Source organism: Lysobacter sp. GQ73 (assembly GCF_059758755.1).
Genome location: NZ_JCAXEE010000003.1, coordinates 281,407 through 295,946, shown reverse-complemented (window position 1 = coordinate 295,946; position 14,540 = coordinate 281,407). Strand labels below are relative to the sequence as shown.

At 63.6% G+C, this 14,540-nt stretch carries 26 protein-coding genes; all 26 read right to left on the bottom strand.

Features of this window, described 5'->3' with window-relative positions:
* Nucleotides 1-257: 257 nt before the first annotated feature.
* The 26 genes from AC6CH2_RS11230 to rpsJ all read right to left on the bottom strand — a co-directional run bounded on the left by AC6CH2_RS11230 (nt 258) and on the right by rpsJ (nt 13,872).
* Nucleotides 258-1,256, bottom strand: coding sequence for a DNA-directed RNA polymerase subunit alpha (locus AC6CH2_RS11230; RefSeq protein ID WP_031373812.1), 999 nt, complete (start codon nt 1,254-1,256; stop codon nt 258-260).
* A 152-nt stretch (nt 1,257-1,408) separates the two neighbouring features.
* The gene (gene rpsD, locus AC6CH2_RS11225) at nt 1,409-2,038 is read right to left on the bottom strand and encodes a 30S ribosomal protein S4 (protein WP_031373813.1); all 630 of its coding nucleotides are present in this window, start codon (nt 2,036-2,038) and stop codon (nt 1,409-1,411) included.
* Nucleotides 2,039-2,052: 14 nt separating this feature from the next.
* Nucleotides 2,053-2,445 (bottom strand): 30S ribosomal protein S11, encoded by a 393-nt coding sequence (gene rpsK / locus AC6CH2_RS11220; protein ID WP_031373814.1) that lies wholly within the window; start codon nt 2,443-2,445, stop codon nt 2,053-2,055.
* Nucleotides 2,446-2,457: 12 nt separating this feature from the next.
* On the bottom strand, nt 2,458-2,814 hold the full coding sequence (gene rpsM, locus AC6CH2_RS11215) for a 30S ribosomal protein S13 (RefSeq protein ID WP_031373815.1): 357 nt from the start codon (nt 2,812-2,814) through the stop codon (nt 2,458-2,460).
* Between the two features lie 232 nt (nt 2,815-3,046).
* Nucleotides 3,047-4,420 (bottom strand): preprotein translocase subunit SecY, encoded by a 1,374-nt coding sequence (gene secY, locus AC6CH2_RS11210; protein ID WP_031373816.1) that lies wholly within the window; start codon nt 4,418-4,420, stop codon nt 3,047-3,049.
* Nucleotides 4,421-4,427: 7 nt separating this feature from the next.
* Nucleotides 4,428-4,865: a 50S ribosomal protein L15 gene (gene rplO, locus AC6CH2_RS11205; RefSeq protein ID WP_031373817.1), complete on the bottom strand. Its 438-nt coding sequence runs from the start codon at nt 4,863-4,865 to the stop codon at nt 4,428-4,430.
* A 10-nt stretch (nt 4,866-4,875) separates the two neighbouring features.
* Nucleotides 4,876-5,082: a 50S ribosomal protein L30 gene (rpmD, locus tag AC6CH2_RS11200; protein ID WP_498269293.1), complete on the bottom strand. Its 207-nt coding sequence runs from the start codon at nt 5,080-5,082 to the stop codon at nt 4,876-4,878.
* Nucleotides 5,075-5,614 (bottom strand): 30S ribosomal protein S5, encoded by a 540-nt coding sequence (gene rpsE, locus AC6CH2_RS11195; protein WP_435395117.1) that lies wholly within the window; start codon nt 5,612-5,614, stop codon nt 5,075-5,077. Before rpsE ends, rpmD begins: the two co-directional genes overlap by 8 nt.
* Before the next feature lie 190 nt (nt 5,615-5,804).
* A complete protein-coding gene (gene rplR / locus AC6CH2_RS11190; RefSeq protein ID WP_031373820.1) occupies nt 5,805-6,158 on the bottom strand; it encodes a 50S ribosomal protein L18 in 354 nt (117 codons plus the stop codon).
* A 65-nt stretch (nt 6,159-6,223) separates the two neighbouring features.
* Nucleotides 6,224-6,751: a 50S ribosomal protein L6 gene (gene rplF / locus AC6CH2_RS11185; protein ID WP_031373821.1), complete on the bottom strand. Its 528-nt coding sequence runs from the start codon at nt 6,749-6,751 to the stop codon at nt 6,224-6,226.
* A gap of 14 nt (nt 6,752-6,765) precedes the next feature.
* On the bottom strand, nt 6,766-7,164 hold the full coding sequence (rpsH, locus tag AC6CH2_RS11180; protein ID WP_435395118.1) for a 30S ribosomal protein S8: 399 nt from the start codon (nt 7,162-7,164) through the stop codon (nt 6,766-6,768).
* 136 nt (nt 7,165-7,300) lie between these two features.
* On the bottom strand, nt 7,301-7,606 hold the full coding sequence (gene rpsN / locus AC6CH2_RS11175; protein WP_435395119.1) for a 30S ribosomal protein S14: 306 nt from the start codon (nt 7,604-7,606) through the stop codon (nt 7,301-7,303).
* Nucleotides 7,607-7,623: 17 nt separating this feature from the next.
* A complete protein-coding gene (gene rplE, locus AC6CH2_RS11170; protein WP_031373824.1) occupies nt 7,624-8,166 on the bottom strand; it encodes a 50S ribosomal protein L5 in 543 nt (180 codons plus the stop codon).
* Between the two features lie 11 nt (nt 8,167-8,177).
* Complete coding sequence (rplX, locus tag AC6CH2_RS11165) at nt 8,178-8,492, bottom strand: 50S ribosomal protein L24 (protein ID WP_031373825.1); 315 nt, start codon at nt 8,490-8,492, stop codon at nt 8,178-8,180.
* A 15-nt stretch (nt 8,493-8,507) separates the two neighbouring features.
* A complete protein-coding gene (gene rplN / locus AC6CH2_RS11160) occupies nt 8,508-8,876 on the bottom strand; it encodes a 50S ribosomal protein L14 (protein WP_031373826.1) in 369 nt (122 codons plus the stop codon).
* Nucleotides 8,877-8,890: 14 nt separating this feature from the next.
* On the bottom strand, nt 8,891-9,160 hold the full coding sequence (gene rpsQ, locus AC6CH2_RS11155) for a 30S ribosomal protein S17 (RefSeq protein WP_031373827.1): 270 nt from the start codon (nt 9,158-9,160) through the stop codon (nt 8,891-8,893).
* 9 nt (nt 9,161-9,169) lie between these two features.
* A complete protein-coding gene (gene rpmC / locus AC6CH2_RS11150) occupies nt 9,170-9,355 on the bottom strand; it encodes a 50S ribosomal protein L29 (RefSeq protein WP_435395120.1) in 186 nt (61 codons plus the stop codon).
* Nucleotides 9,355-9,768, bottom strand: a complete 414-nt coding sequence (gene rplP / locus AC6CH2_RS11145) for a 50S ribosomal protein L16 (protein WP_031373829.1) — start codon at nt 9,766-9,768, stop codon at nt 9,355-9,357. The genes rpmC and rplP overlap by 1 nt, the downstream gene beginning before the upstream one ends.
* Before the next feature lie 6 nt (nt 9,769-9,774).
* Entirely contained in the window at nt 9,775-10,518 is a 744-nt protein-coding gene (gene rpsC, locus AC6CH2_RS11140; RefSeq protein ID WP_031373830.1) for a 30S ribosomal protein S3, read from the bottom strand.
* A 14-nt stretch (nt 10,519-10,532) separates the two neighbouring features.
* On the bottom strand, nt 10,533-10,868 hold the full coding sequence (gene rplV / locus AC6CH2_RS11135; protein ID WP_036149638.1) for a 50S ribosomal protein L22: 336 nt from the start codon (nt 10,866-10,868) through the stop codon (nt 10,533-10,535).
* Between the two features lie 10 nt (nt 10,869-10,878).
* On the bottom strand, nt 10,879-11,148 hold the full coding sequence (rpsS, locus tag AC6CH2_RS11130) for a 30S ribosomal protein S19 (RefSeq protein WP_031373832.1): 270 nt from the start codon (nt 11,146-11,148) through the stop codon (nt 10,879-10,881).
* Nucleotides 11,149-11,154: 6 nt separating this feature from the next.
* A complete protein-coding gene (rplB, locus tag AC6CH2_RS11125; protein WP_031373833.1) occupies nt 11,155-11,982 on the bottom strand; it encodes a 50S ribosomal protein L2 in 828 nt (275 codons plus the stop codon).
* Nucleotides 11,983-11,992: 10 nt separating this feature from the next.
* Nucleotides 11,993-12,289 carry a 50S ribosomal protein L23 gene (gene rplW, locus AC6CH2_RS11120; protein WP_031373834.1) on the bottom strand — a complete coding sequence of 99 codons (297 nt, stop codon included), beginning with the start codon at nt 12,287-12,289 and terminating at the stop codon, nt 11,993-11,995.
* Nucleotides 12,286-12,891 (bottom strand): 50S ribosomal protein L4, encoded by a 606-nt coding sequence (gene rplD / locus AC6CH2_RS11115; protein ID WP_435395121.1) that lies wholly within the window; start codon nt 12,889-12,891, stop codon nt 12,286-12,288. The genes rplW and rplD overlap by 4 nt, the downstream gene beginning before the upstream one ends.
* Before the next feature lie 2 nt (nt 12,892-12,893).
* Nucleotides 12,894-13,550, bottom strand: coding sequence for a 50S ribosomal protein L3 (rplC, locus tag AC6CH2_RS11110; protein WP_435395122.1), 657 nt, complete (start codon nt 13,548-13,550; stop codon nt 12,894-12,896).
* 10 nt (nt 13,551-13,560) lie between these two features.
* Nucleotides 13,561-13,872, bottom strand: coding sequence for a 30S ribosomal protein S10 (gene rpsJ, locus AC6CH2_RS11105; RefSeq protein ID WP_031373837.1), 312 nt, complete (start codon nt 13,870-13,872; stop codon nt 13,561-13,563).
* Nucleotides 13,873-14,540 lie beyond the last annotated feature (668 nt).

Here is a 14,540-nt window from a genome sequence, read left to right as displayed (position 1 = left end):
GAATGTCGTAACTGTTGGAGATCGCTGTCGCCATCCAGGCGTTGGAGCATTGGACTGCGGGTGGTCCGAACCGGCCTTCCCTGACCGGAGAGCCGCGGACTTCTGGGTCCGTCGGCATGTGTTGCGGTGTTGCTTCTAATCAGAAATCCACGCTTCGGCTGAGCTTCGGCGTGGATTTCTTTTCGTTCCCGGCCCTGCGCAGCGCGCAGGGCCTTCGCCCAAGCCGCGCGGCGATGCCGCGCGAGCCAGGCTGGGCCTTAGCCCATCATCCCGTGCGAGGCGATGCCGGCGGGCGGCCAGTTTTCCAGCTTCATGCCGAGGGACAGGCCGCGCTGAGCCAGCACTTCCTTGATCTCGGTGAGCGACTTCTTGCCGAGGTTCGGGGTCTTGAGCAGTTCGACTTCGGTCTTCTGGATCAGATCGCCGACGTAGTAGATGCTCTCGGCCTTGAGGCAGTTGGCCGAACGAACGGTCAGTTCGAGGTCGTCGATCGGACGCAGCAGGATCGGATCGATGCCGCTGGTGGCCGGCTTCTGCGCACCGCGATCGCGGTGGGTGAAGTCGCCGAACACCGACAGCTGATCGGTGAGGATGTCGGCGGCGGTGCGCACGGCTTCCTCGGCGTCGATCGTGCCGTTGGTTTCGATGTCGAGCACGAGCTTGTCGAGATCGGTGCGCTGTTCGACGCGCGCGGCTTCCACCGCGTAGGCGACGCGACGGACCGGCGAGAAGCTGGCGTCGAGCATCAGGCGGCCGATCGCACGGGTTTCTTCGTCCGGACGACGGCGCGAAGCCGCCGGCTGGTAGCCGAAGCCACGCTCGATCTTCAGACGCATGTTGAGTGCCGTATCCTTGGTCAGGTGGCAGATCACATGGTCGGTGTTGAGGATTTCGACGTTATGGTCGGTCTTGATGTCGCCGGCGGTGACGATGCCGGGACCCTGCTTGGCCAGCGACAGCGTGGAAGCGTCGCCGGTGTGCATGCGGATCGCGACGTCCTTGAGGTTCAGCAGAACCTCCAGCACGTCCTCTTCCAGACCTTCGACCGTGGTGTACTCATGCAACACGCCGTCGATTTCGACCTCGGTGATGGCGAAACCCGGGATCGACGACAGCAGCACGCGACGCAGCGCGTTGCCCAGCGTGTGGCCGTAACCGCGCTCCAACGGCTCGATCACGACTTTCGCGCGATTGCCAGTGAGGCGTTCGATCTGCGGACCGCGCGGGCGCAGTACCTGGTTGGCGGTAACCGTCATGTTTCGGTGTCTCCAATGACCTCCGCCGGGGGGCGACGGGAGGCTTTAGCTCTTGGAGCCCCCTCTGTTCGAGGGAGCGGCCGATGCGCCTGGCGCATCGACCTGGGTTGCGGGTATTGCCGGCCCCGGGGGATCGGCAGCGCCCTGCACTATTACTTGCTGTACAACTCGACGATCAGCGCTTCGTTGATGTCGGCCGGCAGGTCCGCACGATCCGGAACCGCCTTGAACACGCCGCTGAACTTCTTGTTGTCGACCTCGACCCACGACGGCGACAGGTCCATCTGCGACGACACGGTCAGGGATTCCTGCACGCGAAGCTGCTTCTGGGCGCGCTCGGACAACGCGATCGCGTCGCCGGCCTTGACCTGGTACGACGGGAGGTTGACCGACTTGCCGTTGACCGTGACGCCACGGTGCGAAACCAGCTGGCGGGCGGCCGGGCGGGTCACGGCGAAGCCCATGCGGTAGACGACGTTGTCGAGACGGGTCTCCAGCAACTGCAGCAGGTTCTCGCCGGTGTTGCCCTTCTTGGTCGAGGCCTTCTTGTAGTAGTTGCGGAACTGACGCTCCAGCAGACCGTAGATACGCTTGACCTTCTGCTTCTCGCGAAGCTGGGTGGCGTAGTCGGACAGCTTGCCCTTGCGGGCGGTGGGGCCATGCTGGCCGGGCTTTTGCTCGAGCTTGCACTTCGAGTCGAGCGCGCGGGCGGACGACTTCAGACCAAGGTCGGCGCCTTCGCGACGAGCGAGCTTACAGGTGGGGCCAATATAACGAGCCATTTTTCTTCAGCTCCTCAGACGCGACGCTTTTTCGGCGGACGGCACCCGTTGTGCGGGATGGGCGTCACGTCGATGATGTTGATGATCTTGTATCCGACGTTGTTCAGCGAACGCACGGCGGACTCGCGACCCGGACCCGGGCCCTTGATGCGCACTTCCAGCGACTTGACGCCGTAGTCGAGCGCAGCACGGCCAGCCTTTTCGGCTGCCACCTGGGCGGCGAACGGGGTCGACTTGCGGGAACCGCGGAAACCCGCGCCGCCCGAGGTCGCCCACGAGAGCGCGTTGCCCTGGCGGTCGGTGATCGTGATGATGGTGTTGTTGAAAGAAGCGTGGACGTGGGCGATGCCGTCGGTGACGACTCGCTTGATCTTCTTCTTGGTCTTGGCAGCTGCCGGCTTGGCCATGGTATGGGTCCCTTACTTCTTGATGGCCTTGCGCGGACCCTTGCGGGTACGTGCATTGGTACGCGTGCGCTGACCACGCAGCGGCAAGCCGCGGCGGTGACGCAGGCCGCGGTAGCAGCCCAGGTCCATCAAACGCTTGATCGCAATACCGACCTCGCGACGCAGGTCGCCTTCGACCACGAACTTGCCGACTTCGGCGCGCAAGCGCTCGACTTCCGGCTCGGACAGGTCACGGATTTTGGTCGTCGAAGTGACGCCTGCGGACTCGCAGACTTGCTTCGAACGGGTACGGCCGATGCCGAAAATGCTTTGCAGGCCAACCCAGACATGCTTCTGGGCAGGCAAATTAACGCCCGCAATACGCGCCATAAGGCGATCTCCAACTGATTTGGCGGCCAGGACGGATTAATCCTGGCGGAGTGAACTGGAAATTATATCTAGGTCTCGGGTTAATAGGAAGCCCCGCGGCACCAAAGGTGCCACGGAACCACGGCATGGGGAGTGTGCCCATGCTCCGGCGACGAATCTGAACTGGCTGAACAAGGCGATGACCTGCCTCCCCAGCCCCGCGCGCTACTCTGGCGCGCGGAACGGTCCCGACTCACCCGCGCGCGAGACCGCCGCGCGAGCCGCCCTTCAAGTTCGCTTTCTTCAACAGGCTTTCGTACTGATGCGACATCAGATGAGCCTGGATTTGAGCGATGAAATCCATCACCACGACCACGACGATCAGCAACGAGGTGCCGCCGAAGTAGAACGAGGTTCCCAGTTGGGTGCGCATGACCTCCGGAAGGAGGCAGACGATCACCAGGTAAATCGCGCCAGCCGCCGTAAGGCGAGTCAGCACGCCGTCAACGTAGTCCGCGGTGGCCTTGCCGGGACGGATGCCCGGGATCAGCGCGCCCGACTTCTTGAGGTTGTCGGCGGTTTCCTGCGAATTGAACACCAGCGCCGTGTAGAAGAACGCGAAGCCGATGATCAGGCCAGCATACAGGATCATGTGAACCGGTTCACCCGGGTTCAACCACTGGCTGAGGCGCTGCAGGAAGCCGGAGAAACCGCTGCCGCTGTTGTTCTGGGCGAACCAGGTCGCTGCCGTCGCCGGGAACATCACGATGCTCGAGGCGAAGATCGCCGGGATCACGCCCGACATGTTGAGCTTCAGCGGCAGGAACGAGGCCTGGTTCATGTAGGCGTTACGGCCGCCTTGGCGACGGGCGTAATTGACCGTGATCCGGCGCTGACCGCGCTCGACGAACACCACCAGATAGGTGAAGCCGACGACCAGGGCGATGATCGCGATCGCCGCGATGGCGCTCATGTCGCCGTTGCGGATCTGCTCGAACATCTGCAGGACCGCGGCGGGCAGGCCCGCGACGATGCCGGCGAAGATGATCAGGGAGACGCCGTTGCCGATACCGCGTTCGGTGATCTGCTCGCCGAGCCACATCAGGAACATCGTGCCCGCGGTCAACGCGATCACGGCGGTCAGGATGAAGCCCATGCCCGGCGCGTACACCACCGGCACGCCGTTCGGCGCCATGCTCGACTGCAGGCCGGCGGCGATGCCCCAGGCCTGGAACACCGCCAGCGGGATCGCACCCATGCGCGACCACTGGTTGATCTTGCGCCGGCCCGATTCGCCTTCCTTCTGGATGGCTTTCAGGCTGGGCACGATCTGCACCAGCAGCTGCACGATGATCGAGGCCGAGATGTACGGCATCACGTTCAGTGCGAACAAGCTGAAACGATGCAGGGCGCCGCCCGAGAACATGTTGAACATGTCCACGATCGTGCCCTGCTTGGTCGACATGAACTCGACCATCGCCTGCGGGTTGACGCCGGGCACCGGGATGTAGCTACCGATGCGATAGACGATCAAAGCGCCGATCACGAACAGCAAACGCTGACGGAGCTCGGTGAACTTACCGAGCCCGCCACCGAGGCCAGCCATCGCGTTGCCGCTCCGCGCCATGCGTCGTTTACTCCTCGACCTTGCCGCCGGCCGCTTCGACGGCGGCCTTGGCGCCGGCCGTGGCCAGCACGCCCTTGAGTACGAACTTCTTGGTCAGCTCGCCCTTCTTGACGATCTTGGCCTGCTTGGCCGAGCTCGGAACGAGCTTGGCGGCCTTGAGGGCGGCAAAATCGACGTCGCCGGCATCCAGCTTGTCCAGCTGGTACAGCAGCACTTCGGCCGTGTCGTTCTTCAGCTTGGAGCGGAAGCCGATCTTCGGCAGGCGACGCTGCATGGGCATCTGGCCGCCTTCGAAACCGGCCTTGATCTTGCCCTTGCCCGAACGGGCGAACGAACCCTTGTGGCCGCGGCCGGCGGTCTTGCCGAGGCCGGAACCGATACCGCGACCGACGCGCTTGCGGTCTTCGCGGGCGCCGTCAGCCGGCTTGAGTGTGTTGAGACGCATGATGTTCTCCTTAGCCCTCGACCTGAACCAGGTAGTGGACCGTGTTGATCAGACCACGAACCTGCGGGCTGTCTTTCAGCACGCGCACGTCGTTGAGCTTGTTCAGGCCGAGCGCCCTCACCGACAGGCGGTGACGGGCCTGGCAACCGCGCATGCCCTTGACCAGGCGCACGGTGACGGTGCCGCCTTCGACGGCCTTGTTTTCGGCCTTAGCCATGGTGCAGATCCTCCACCTTCTTGCCGCGCTTGGCAGCGATCTTGGCCGGCGAGTGCATGCCGGTCAGACCCTTCAGCGTGGCGCGAACCAGGTTGATCGGGTTACGCGAACCGGTGGCCTTGGCCAACACGTTCTTGACGCCGACCGCTTCGAGCACGGCGCGCATCGCGCCGCCGGCGATCACGCCGGTACCTTCCGACGCCGGCTGCATGTACACATGCGCCGCGCCGTGGCCCGACTTGACCGCGTGCCACAAGGTGCCGCCGTTGAGGTCCACGTTGTTCATCGCCTTGCGGGCGTATTCCATCGACTTCTGGATCGCGACCGGCACTTCGCGCGCCTTGCCGTAGCCGAAGCCGACCTTGCCGTTGCCGTCGCCCACCACCGTCAGAGCGGTGAAGGTGAACTGGCGACCGCCCTTGACCGTCTTGCTGACGCGGTTGACCGCGATCAGCTTCTCGATCATGCCGTCGTCGATTTCTTCGCGGTTGCGATCACGGTCGCGGCCCCGCGGTGCTCTATCGTCTGCCATTTCGATGTCTCGTTTATTGAAGGGATTTGCGGCGTCGCCGCTTATGATTGTGAAGTGGTTCGGGTGTTGCGGCGATGGCGGGAACCCGTCATCGCGCCCGACGCAGCCCGCGTCGGCGGGTTGAAACGATTCGTTGCATCAGGCGTGGAGACGAATCTCCACGCTTTCAAGCCTGCGAAGGCCCGGATGCTTAGAACTGCAGACCGCCTTCACGCGCGGCATCGGCCAGCGCCTTGATGCGGCCGTGGTAGCGGTAGCCCGAGCGGTCGAAAGCGACCTTCTCGATACCGGCCGCCTTGGCGCGCTCGGCGATCATCTTGCCGACCTTGACGGCGGCTTCGGCGTTCTTGCCGTTCTTCAGGCCTTCCTTGACGTCGGCCTGGACGGTCGAAGCCGTGGCCAGGACCTTGGAGCCGTCGGCGGTGAAGACCTGGGCGTACAGGTGCTGGCCGGTGCGGAGCACGGTCAGGCGGGCGACGCCGAGGTTGCGGATGTGCGAACGGGTCGACTTGGCGCGACGCAGACGAGCGATGTTCTTGTTCATGTTCTGATCTCCGAAAGCTGAAAGCTTGGTGTTCTGGGGCCGGTACTGGACCGGCGCCCTACCCGTTAGGCCTTCTTGGCTTCCTTACGGATGATGACTTCGCCGGCGTACTTCACACCCTTGCCCTTGTAGGGCTCCGGCGGACGGAAACCGCGAATCTTGGCGGCGACTTCGCCGACGCGCTGCTTATCCGCACCCGAGACCAGGATCTCGGTCTGGGTCGGCGTGGCGATGGTGATGCCTTCCGGGGCCTTGAACAGGACCGGGTGCGAGAAACCCAGCGACAGGTTCAGGTCGGAACCGGCCATCGAGGCGCGGTAACCGACGCCGACCAGCTCGAGCTTGCGCTCGAAGCCTTCCGACACGCCCTTCACCATGTTGGCGAGGATGGCGCGCAGGGTGCCGGTCAGCGGGATCAGCGCCGCGTCTTCGGTCGCGAACAGCGCTTCGCCGTTCTCGATCTTCAGGTTGATGGCGGCCGGCTTGGCGATCGACAGCGAGCCCTTCGGGCCCTTGGCGACGATCGAATCGGACTGGACGTTCAGCTCAACACCCTTCGGCAGGGCGATCGGCTTCTTGGCAACTCGGGACATGGTCGTTTACTCCCTTAGGCCACGAAGCACAGGACTTCACCGCCGACGCCCTGCTGGCGCGCCTGCGCATCGGTCATGATGCCTTTCGAGGTGGAGATGATGGCGATGCCCAGGCCGCCGAGGACCTTGGGCAGCTCTTCCTTGCCGCGGTACTGGCGCAGGCCCGAGCGGGAGTAGCGCTGGAGGCGCTCGATCACCGGCTTGCCTTCGTAGTACTTCAGCGAAATTTCGAGTTCGGACTTGCCCGGGGCGACTTCCGTCACGCGGGAATCCAGGATGTAACCCTCGTCCTTCAACACGGCCGCGATGGCCACCTTGACCTTGGACGACGGCATTTTCACCGTCGGCTTGCGCACAGCCGCCGCATTCTTGATGCGGACCAGCATGTCGGCGATGGGATCAGTCATGCTCATTGAGATTCACCTTATGAGTAGCACCGATATCCGCGGAATTGCGAATTTCAGTTGTAGTAACGCTTTGCTGCGACGGTCCCAGAAGCGCCGCCGCGACCCGAGGGCCGCGGCGGTGGATCCGGGAAAGCCGACTATCTTACCAGCTTGCCTTGCGAAGACCAGGCACGTCGCCGCGCATGGTGGCTTCGCGCAGCTTGTTGCGGCCGAGGCCGAACTTGCTGTATACGCCGCGCGAGCGGCCGGTCAGGGCGCAACGGTTGCGCTGACGGCTCGGCGAGGAGTCGCGGGGCAGCTTGGACAGCTTGATCACCGCCTCGGCCTTGTCCTCGTAGGAGGACGCGTCGCTGGAGATGATCTTCTTCAGCTCTTCGCGCTTGCCGGCGTACTTCTTCGCCAGCTTGGCCCGCTTGACCTCGCGGTTGACCATGGAAGTCTTAGCCATTGTTCAATCCTTAAGTATCAGTTGCGGAACGGGAAGCGGAAGGCTTCGAGCAGGGCCTTGGCCTCGGCATCGGTCTTCGCGGTCGTGGTGATCGCGATGTCCATGCCGCGCAGCGCGTCGACCTGGTCGAAATCGATTTCCGGGAAGATGATCTGTTCCTTGACGCCCATGTTGTAGTTGCCGCGGCCGTCGAACGAACGGCCGGACACGCCACGGAAGTCGCGCACGCGCGGCAACGAGATGTTGACCAGGCGGTCGAGGAACTCGTACATCTTGGCGCGGCGCAGGGTGACCTTGGCGCCGATCGGCCAGCCGTCGCGGATCTTGAACGAAGCCACCGACACGCGGGACTTGGTCACGATCGGCTTCTGGCCGGCGATCTTGGTCATGTCGGCGACGGCATTTTCCAGGATCTTCTTGTTGGTGGCGGCTTCGCCCACGCCCATGTTCAGCGTGATCTTGACGAGGCGCGGCACTTCCATCGGGTTCTTGTAGCCGAACTTTTCGGTCAGCGCCGGAACCACTTCTTTCTTGTAAAACTCTTCGAGCCGGGTGGTCATTTCAGCATTCCTCAGGCGTCAACCGCCTCACCACTGGAGCGGAACACACGCAGTTTGCGTCCATCCTCCAGCATCTTGAAACCGATGCGTTCGCCCTTGCCGGTGGCCGGGTTGAACAGCATGACGTTGGAAATGTGAATCGGCGCTTCGCGCTCGATCACGCCGCCCGGCTGGTTGGCCTGCGGATTCGGCTTGGTGTGGCGCTTGATGATGTTGATGTTCGCCACGACGACCTTGTCGCCGAGCACGCGCACCACATCACCCTTCTTGCCCTTGTCCTTGCCGGCGGTGACGATGACTTGATCGCCCTTCTTGATACGGTTCATGTCTAGTTCCTCCGCTCAGAGCACTTCAGGCGCGAGCGAGACGATCTTCATGAACTTCTCGGAGCGAAGCTCGCGAGTCACGGGCCCGAAGATACGGGTGCCGATCGGCTCATGCTTATTGTTGAGCAACACCGCAGCGTTGCCATCGAAGCGGATCAGCGAGCCGTCCGGACGGCGCACGCCCTTGCGGGTGCGGACCACGACGGCGTCGTAAACGTCGCCCTTCTTGACCTTGCCGCGCGGGATCGCGTCCTTCACGGTGACCTTGATGATGTCGCCAATGTGCGCGTAACGGCGCTTGGAGCCGCCGAGCACCTTGATGCACATCACTTCCTTAGCACCGGAGTTGTCGGCCACGCCGAGGTAGCTTTGCATCTGGATCATGGTTCAGCCTCCTCTTATTCGGCCGCGCGGCTGACGATTTCAACCACGCTCCAGTTCTTGGTCTTGGACATCGGAGCAATCTCCTTCACGCGGACGATATCGCCTTCTTTGCAGGCGTTCTCGGCATCGTGAGCGTGGAGCTTGGACGAGCGACGGATGTACTTGCCGTACAGCGCGTGCTTGACCTGGCGCTCGACCAGCACGGTGACGGTTTTGTCCATCTTGTTGCTGACGACCCGGCCTTCAACCGTGCGCAGCGCCTTGTCTGTATTGTTGTCGGTCATGGCGGGTCCTTACTTCTTCTCACCCAGCAGCATGTTGACGCGAGCAATCTCGCGCTTCACACGGCGGGCTTCATGAGTCTTGGCGAGCTGGCCGGTGGCCTTCTGCATGCGGAGAGAGAAGCTCTCCTTGTGCAGTTCCACCAGGTGGGCCTTCAGTTGGTCGGCCGACTTCTCGCGCAGTTGCTTGAGTTCCATTAGCGCACCGTCCGGGTAACGAAAGTGGTGGTCACCGAGAGCTTGGCGGCGGCCAGACGGAACGCTTCGCGCGCCACGTCCTCGCCCACGCCTTCGATCTCGTAAATCATGCGACCGGGCTGGATCTGAGCGACCCAGTACTCGACGTTGCCCTTACCGGAGCCCATGCGGACCTCGATCGGCTTCTTGGTGATCGGCTTGTCCGGGAACACGCGGATCCACATCTTGCCGCCACGCTTGACGTAACGGCTGATCGAGCGGCGGGCCGCTTCGATCTGACGCGCAGTGAGCTGGCCGTGAGCAGTGGCCTTGAGGCCGTACTCGCCGAAGCTGACGGCGTTGCCGCTCCAGCTCAGGCCATCATTGCGGCCCTTGTGTACCTTGCGGTACTTGGTTCGCTTGGGTTGCAACATGACGGATTACCTCTGTTCGCGGGCGGGACGGCCCGGACGGTCGTTACGATCACCGCGGTCGCCGCGGTCACCACGATCGCTGCGCGGGGAGTCGTCCTGCTTCTCCTGGCCCACCTGGGAGAAGTCGAACACTTCGCCCTTGTAGATCCAGGTCTTGATGCCGATGATGCCGTACGTCGTCTTGGCTTCTGCGAAGCCGTAGTCGATGTCGGCGCGCAGCGTGTGCAGCGGCACGCGACCTTCGCGGTACCACTCCGAACGCGCGATTTCGGCGCCGTTGAGACGGCCGGCGACGTTGACCTTGATGCCGAGGGCACCCAGGCGCATCGCGTTGCCGACGGCACGCTTCATCGCGCGGCGGAACATGATGCGACGCTCGAGCTGCTGCGCGATCGATTCGGCGACCAGCTGCGCGTCGAGTTCCGGCTTGCGGACCTCGGTCACGTTGATGTGCGCCGGGACGCCCATCAGTGCGCTGACTTCCTTACGCAGCTTCTCGATGTCCTCGCCGCGCTTGCCGATCACCACGCCCGGACGGGCGGTGTGGATCGTCACGCGGGCGTTGTTCGCCGGACGCTCGATGAAGATCTTGGAAATACCGGCCTGAGCGAGCTTCTTGCGGAGCATCTCGCGGACCTTGAGGTCGGCTGCGAGGTACTCGGCGTACTGCTTCTTGCCGGCAAACCACTTCGAATTCCAGTCCTTGGCGATGCCCAGGCGGATTCCGGTCGGATGTACTTTATGACCCATTGTCTGACTCCGCCTTACTTGCCCGCGCCCACAACCACAGTGATGTGGCTGGTGCGCTTGAGGATGCGGGTGCCGCGGCCTTTCGCACGAGCCATGAAGCGCTTCAGTGCGGGACCCTCGTCCACCATGATGGTCGTGACCTTGAGTTCGTCAACGTCGGCGCCCTGGTTGTTCTCGGCGTTCGCGATGGCGGACTCCACGACCTTGCGGATCAGTGCAGCCGCCTTCTTGTCCGAGAACTTCAGCAGGTTGACGGCGCGCTCGGCGGACAGACCGCGCACCTGGTCGGCGACCAGGCGGGCCTTCTGCGGGGAGATGCGCGCGGTGCGCAGGATGGCTTTCGCTTCCATGGTCATCTCCTTACTTACCCGACTTCTTGTCGCCGCCGTGACCCTTGAACGTACGGGTCAAAGCGAATTCGCCAAGCTTGTGGCCAACCATGTTCTCGTTGACCAGCACCGGGATGTGGTTTTTGCCGTTATGCACGGCGATGGTGAAGCCCACCATTTCCGGCAGCACCATCGAGCGGCGCGACCAGGTCTTGATCGGCTTCTTGTTGTTGCCCGCGGTCTCCACCTTCTTGATGAGATGGTGGTCGACGAACGGACCCTTTTTGAGTGAACGTGCCATGGCCGATTAACCCCTGCGATCGCGCACGATGAATTGCGAAGTGCGCTTGTTCTTGCGCGTCTTGTAACCCTTGGTCGGAACACCCCAGGGGGTGACCGGATGCGGGTTGCCCTGGCCAGCCTTCGCCTCACCGCCACCGTGCGGGTGGTCGACGGGGTTCATGGCGGCGCCGCGGACGGTCGGCTTGATGCCGCGCCAGCGCTTGGCGCCGGCCTTGCCCAGCTTCTCAAGGCTGTGCTCGTCGTTGCCGACTTCGCCGATGGTGGCGCGGCACTCGACCGGCACCTTGCGCATTTCGCCGGAGCGAAGACGCAGCGTGGCGTAACCCTGCTCGCGAGCGACCAGCTGGACGCCGGCACCGGCGGCGCGGGCGATCTGGGCGCCCTTGCCGGGCTTCATTTCGATGCAATGCACCGTCGAACCGACCGGGATGTTGGTCAGCGGCAGCGTGTTGCCGACGCGGATCGGAGCATCGCGGCCGGCGATCACCTGATCGCCGTCCTTCAGGCCCTTCGGGGCGATGATGTAACGGCGCTCGCCATCGACGTAGCACAGCAGCGCGATGTGCGCGGTGCGGTTGGGATCGTATTCGATCCGCTCCACGCGCGCCGGAATGCCTTCCTTGTCGCGCTTGAAGTCGATGATGCGGTAGTGCTGCTTGTGACCACCACCGATGTGACGGGTGGTGATGCGGCCGTGGTGGTTACGGCCGCCGCTCTTGCTCTGCTTTTCGACCAACGCCGCGTGCGGCGCGCCCTTGTGCAGGCCCGGCGTCACGACGCGGACCGCGTTGCGGCGGCCGGCGGAAGTGGGCTTGAAAGTCATCAATGCCATGGGTCTTTCCTCAGGCCTTGGCCATTACGTCGATCGACTGGCCTTCGGCCAGCTTCACGTACGCCTTGCGCCAGTCGGCGCGACGGCCCATGCGGAACTTGAAGGCCTTGTTCTTGCCCTTCACGTTGACCACATTCACCGCCTCGACCTTAACGTCGAACAGCTTTTCCACGGCGACCTTGATGTCGGCCTTGGTAGCGTCCGTCGCGACTTCGAAGACGTATTGGTTGGATACTTCCTGCAGACGGGCGGTCTTCTCGGACACGCGCGGCGCACGGATGATGCTGTAGAGCTTGGCCTCGTTCATGCCAGCCACTCCTCGATCTTCTTGACCGCATCGGCGGTGAACACGATCGAATCGGCGCCGACGAGGGCCACCGGATCGAGTCCCTGCACGTCGCGGACTTCCACATAGGGCAGGTTGCGAGCCGAGAGGTACAGATTCTCGGAGGCTTCCTCGGTGACGAGCAGCGGACGACGGCCCATTTCGAGCGACTTCAGCATGGCGACCATGCCCGAGGTCTTCGGCGTCTCGATGTCCAGCTTCTCGACGACGGTGATGCGGCCCTGACGGTTCAATTCCGACAGGATCGCAGCCATCGCTGCGCGGTACATCTTGCGGTTCACCTTCTGGGCGAAGCTGCGCGGCTTGGCCGCGAAGGTCACGCCGCCGCCGACGAAGATCGGAGCCGTCAGCGCGCCGTGACGCGCACCGCCGCCCTTCTGCTTCTTCGACTTCTTGGTGGTGCCGTTGACTTCCGAACGCGTCTTCTGCGCCTTGGTGCCGGCGCGGCCCGCGTTGCGGTAGGCCACAACGACCTGGTGGACCAGGTCTTCGCTGAATTCGCGATCGAAGATGGCGTCGGAAACCGACAGCTTCTTGTCGCTACCGTTGATGGCAAGTTCCATCGTCATACTCCCTTGCTCGACGGACGGACGATCACGTCGCCGCCCGGAGCGCCCGGCACGGCGCCCTTGATCGCGATCAGGCCGCGCTCGGCGTCGACCTTGACCACTTCCAGGCCCTGCGTGCTCTGCTGAACGGCGCCCATGTGGCCGGACATCTTCTTGCCCGGGAAAACGCGGCCCGGCGTCTGGCGCTGGCCGATCGAACCCGGCGAACGGTGCGACAACGAGTTACCGTGCGTCGCGTCGCCCATGCTGAAGTTCCAGCGCTTGATCGTGCCCTGGAAGCCCTTGCCCTTGGTGATGCCCTGGACGTCGACGATCTGGCCCACTTCGAAGATGTCGGCCTTGATCTCGCCGCCGACTTCGAACGCGCCGATCTTGTCTTCTTCCACGCGCAGCTCCCACAGGCCGCGACCGGCTTCGACCTTCGCCTTGGCGAGGTGTCCGGCTTCGGGCTTGTTGACGAGCGCAGCGCGGCGCACGCCGACGGTGACCTGCACGGCGCTGTAGCCGTCGGTGTCCGTGGTCTTGATCTGGGTAATACGGTTCGGGGTCGCCTCGATCAGGGTCACCGGAACCGACTTGCCGTCTTCAGTGAAGAAGCGGCTCATGCCGGCCTTGCGACCGACGATGCCCAACGAATATTTCTTCGCGGTCATGGTGGTGGCCTCAGGTCAGCTTGATCTGCACATCGACGCCAGCCGCCAGCTCGAGCTTCATCAGCGCGTCTACGGTCTTGTCGTTCGGGTCGATGATGTCGAGCACGCGCTTGTGCGTGCGGGTTTCATACTGGTCGCGCGCGTCCTTGTCGACGTGCGGGGACACCAGGATGGTGTAGCGCTCGATCTTGGTCGGCAGCGGGATCGGGCCGCGCACTTGCGCGCCGGTCCGCTTAGCTGTCTCGACGATCTCGCTGGCCGAGCGGTCGATCAGACGATGATCGTACGCCTTCAGCCTAATCCGGATCTTTTGGTCCGCCATGAACGGAATTCCTTGGTTAAAAGAGCGACGGGCCGGCCTCTGGGTGTGCCGAACCCCACGAAAACGCAAACACTCCAGGACTACACCCACGTCCCGGAGCCTCCTTGCCTGGTAAAAACATAAGGCAGGCCGGTTACCCGACCCGCCCAGAAAGGATTGGAACGCACGAAAGGCCCCGTTTACTGTTCCTTGGAAGCCCGAGGGCCCGGAACGTACGGAGCGCAGCCGTGCGACATGTCCTTGTCTGGCGAATACGAGGCGCGTCCTGCACCTCATTTCGCTGGTCGTGCCGCCCTGGCGTGAACAAGGGCGGCACGGTGGTCGCGCATTCTACACGCACTGCCGCGGCAGGTGCAAGCCCATGGTTTCGGGAACGTCGAGCCGGGCGTCCAGGCTGGCGCGAAGGCCTCGCACTGCGCGCGCGCCGGGTTCGGATCGGGTCCGGATCGCCGCCGGGCGGTGCGGCCGCCCGACGCTACCCGGACCCTGCGAGCACCGCTTCGATTCCGGCCGGCCGCGGATCGAGGGCCGGGAATCCATCCGTGCCACGTGCCAAAGGCAGGCCATTGGCCGGCAGGTCGAGCGGACGGCCGGGCATTGTAGACGAAACCCGCTCGCCGGAGACGGCACCCCGAAACGGCCGGCGGACGAGGCGCCCCGAGCACTCG

What these genes read in the sequence shown, in the direction of transcription:
- AC6CH2_RS11230 (WP_031373812.1), bottom strand. Translation starts at nt 1,256, where the DNA reads ATGACGGTTACCGCCAACCAGGTACTGCGCCCGCGCGGTCCGCAGATC.
- rpsD (WP_031373813.1), bottom strand. Translation starts at nt 2,038, where the DNA reads ATGGCTCGTTATATTGGCCCCACCTGTAAGCTCGCTCGTCGCGAAGGC.
- rpsK (WP_031373814.1), bottom strand. Translation starts at nt 2,445, where the DNA reads ATGGCCAAGCCGGCAGCTGCCAAGACCAAGAAGAAGATCAAGCGAGTC.
- rpsM (WP_031373815.1), bottom strand. Translation starts at nt 2,814, where the DNA reads ATGGCGCGTATTGCGGGCGTTAATTTGCCTGCCCAGAAGCATGTCTGG.
- secY (WP_031373816.1), bottom strand. Translation starts at nt 4,420, where the DNA reads ATGGCGCGGAGCGGCAACGCGATGGCTGGCCTCGGTGGCGGGCTCGGT.
- rplO (WP_031373817.1), bottom strand. Translation starts at nt 4,865, where the DNA reads ATGCGTCTCAACACACTCAAGCCGGCTGACGGCGCCCGCGAAGACCGC.
- rpmD (WP_498269293.1), bottom strand. Translation starts at nt 5,082, where the DNA reads ATGGCTAAGGCCGAAAACAAGGCCGTCGAAGGCGGCACCGTCACCGTG.
- rpsE (WP_435395117.1), bottom strand. Translation starts at nt 5,614, where the DNA reads ATGGCAGACGATAGAGCACCGCGGGGCCGCGACCGTGATCGCAACCGC.
- rplR (WP_031373820.1), bottom strand. Translation starts at nt 6,158, where the DNA reads ATGAACAAGAACATCGCTCGTCTGCGTCGCGCCAAGTCGACCCGTTCG.
- rplF (WP_031373821.1), bottom strand. Translation starts at nt 6,751, where the DNA reads ATGTCCCGAGTTGCCAAGAAGCCGATCGCCCTGCCGAAGGGTGTTGAG.
- rpsH (WP_435395118.1), bottom strand. Translation starts at nt 7,164, where the DNA reads ATGAGCATGACTGATCCCATCGCCGACATGCTGGTCCGCATCAAGAAT.
- rpsN (WP_435395119.1), bottom strand. Translation starts at nt 7,606, where the DNA reads ATGGCTAAGACTTCCATGGTCAACCGCGAGGTCAAGCGGGCCAAGCTG.
- rplE (WP_031373824.1), bottom strand. Translation starts at nt 8,166, where the DNA reads ATGACCACCCGGCTCGAAGAGTTTTACAAGAAAGAAGTGGTTCCGGCG.
- rplX (WP_031373825.1), bottom strand. Translation starts at nt 8,492, where the DNA reads ATGAACCGTATCAAGAAGGGCGATCAAGTCATCGTCACCGCCGGCAAG.
- rplN (WP_031373826.1), bottom strand. Translation starts at nt 8,876, where the DNA reads ATGATCCAGATGCAAAGCTACCTCGGCGTGGCCGACAACTCCGGTGCT.
- rpsQ (WP_031373827.1), bottom strand. Translation starts at nt 9,160, where the DNA reads ATGACCGACAACAATACAGACAAGGCGCTGCGCACGGTTGAAGGCCGG.
- rpmC (WP_435395120.1), bottom strand. Translation starts at nt 9,355, where the DNA reads ATGGAACTCAAGCAACTGCGCGAGAAGTCGGCCGACCAACTGAAGGCC.
- rplP (WP_031373829.1), bottom strand. Translation starts at nt 9,768, where the DNA reads ATGTTGCAACCCAAGCGAACCAAGTACCGCAAGGTACACAAGGGCCGC.
- rpsC (WP_031373830.1), bottom strand. Translation starts at nt 10,518, where the DNA reads ATGGGTCATAAAGTACATCCGACCGGAATCCGCCTGGGCATCGCCAAG.
- rplV (WP_036149638.1), bottom strand. Translation starts at nt 10,868, where the DNA reads ATGGAAGCGAAAGCCATCCTGCGCACCGCGCGCATCTCCCCGCAGAAG.
- rpsS (WP_031373832.1), bottom strand. Translation starts at nt 11,148, where the DNA reads ATGGCACGTTCACTCAAAAAGGGTCCGTTCGTCGACCACCATCTCATC.
- rplB (WP_031373833.1), bottom strand. Translation starts at nt 11,982, where the DNA reads ATGGCATTGATGACTTTCAAGCCCACTTCCGCCGGCCGCCGCAACGCG.
- rplW (WP_031373834.1), bottom strand. Translation starts at nt 12,289, where the DNA reads ATGAACGAGGCCAAGCTCTACAGCATCATCCGTGCGCCGCGCGTGTCC.
- rplD (WP_435395121.1), bottom strand. Translation starts at nt 12,891, where the DNA reads ATGGAACTTGCCATCAACGGTAGCGACAAGAAGCTGTCGGTTTCCGAC.
- rplC (WP_435395122.1), bottom strand. Translation starts at nt 13,550, where the DNA reads ATGACCGCGAAGAAATATTCGTTGGGCATCGTCGGTCGCAAGGCCGGC.
- rpsJ (WP_031373837.1), bottom strand. Translation starts at nt 13,872, where the DNA reads ATGGCGGACCAAAAGATCCGGATTAGGCTGAAGGCGTACGATCATCGT.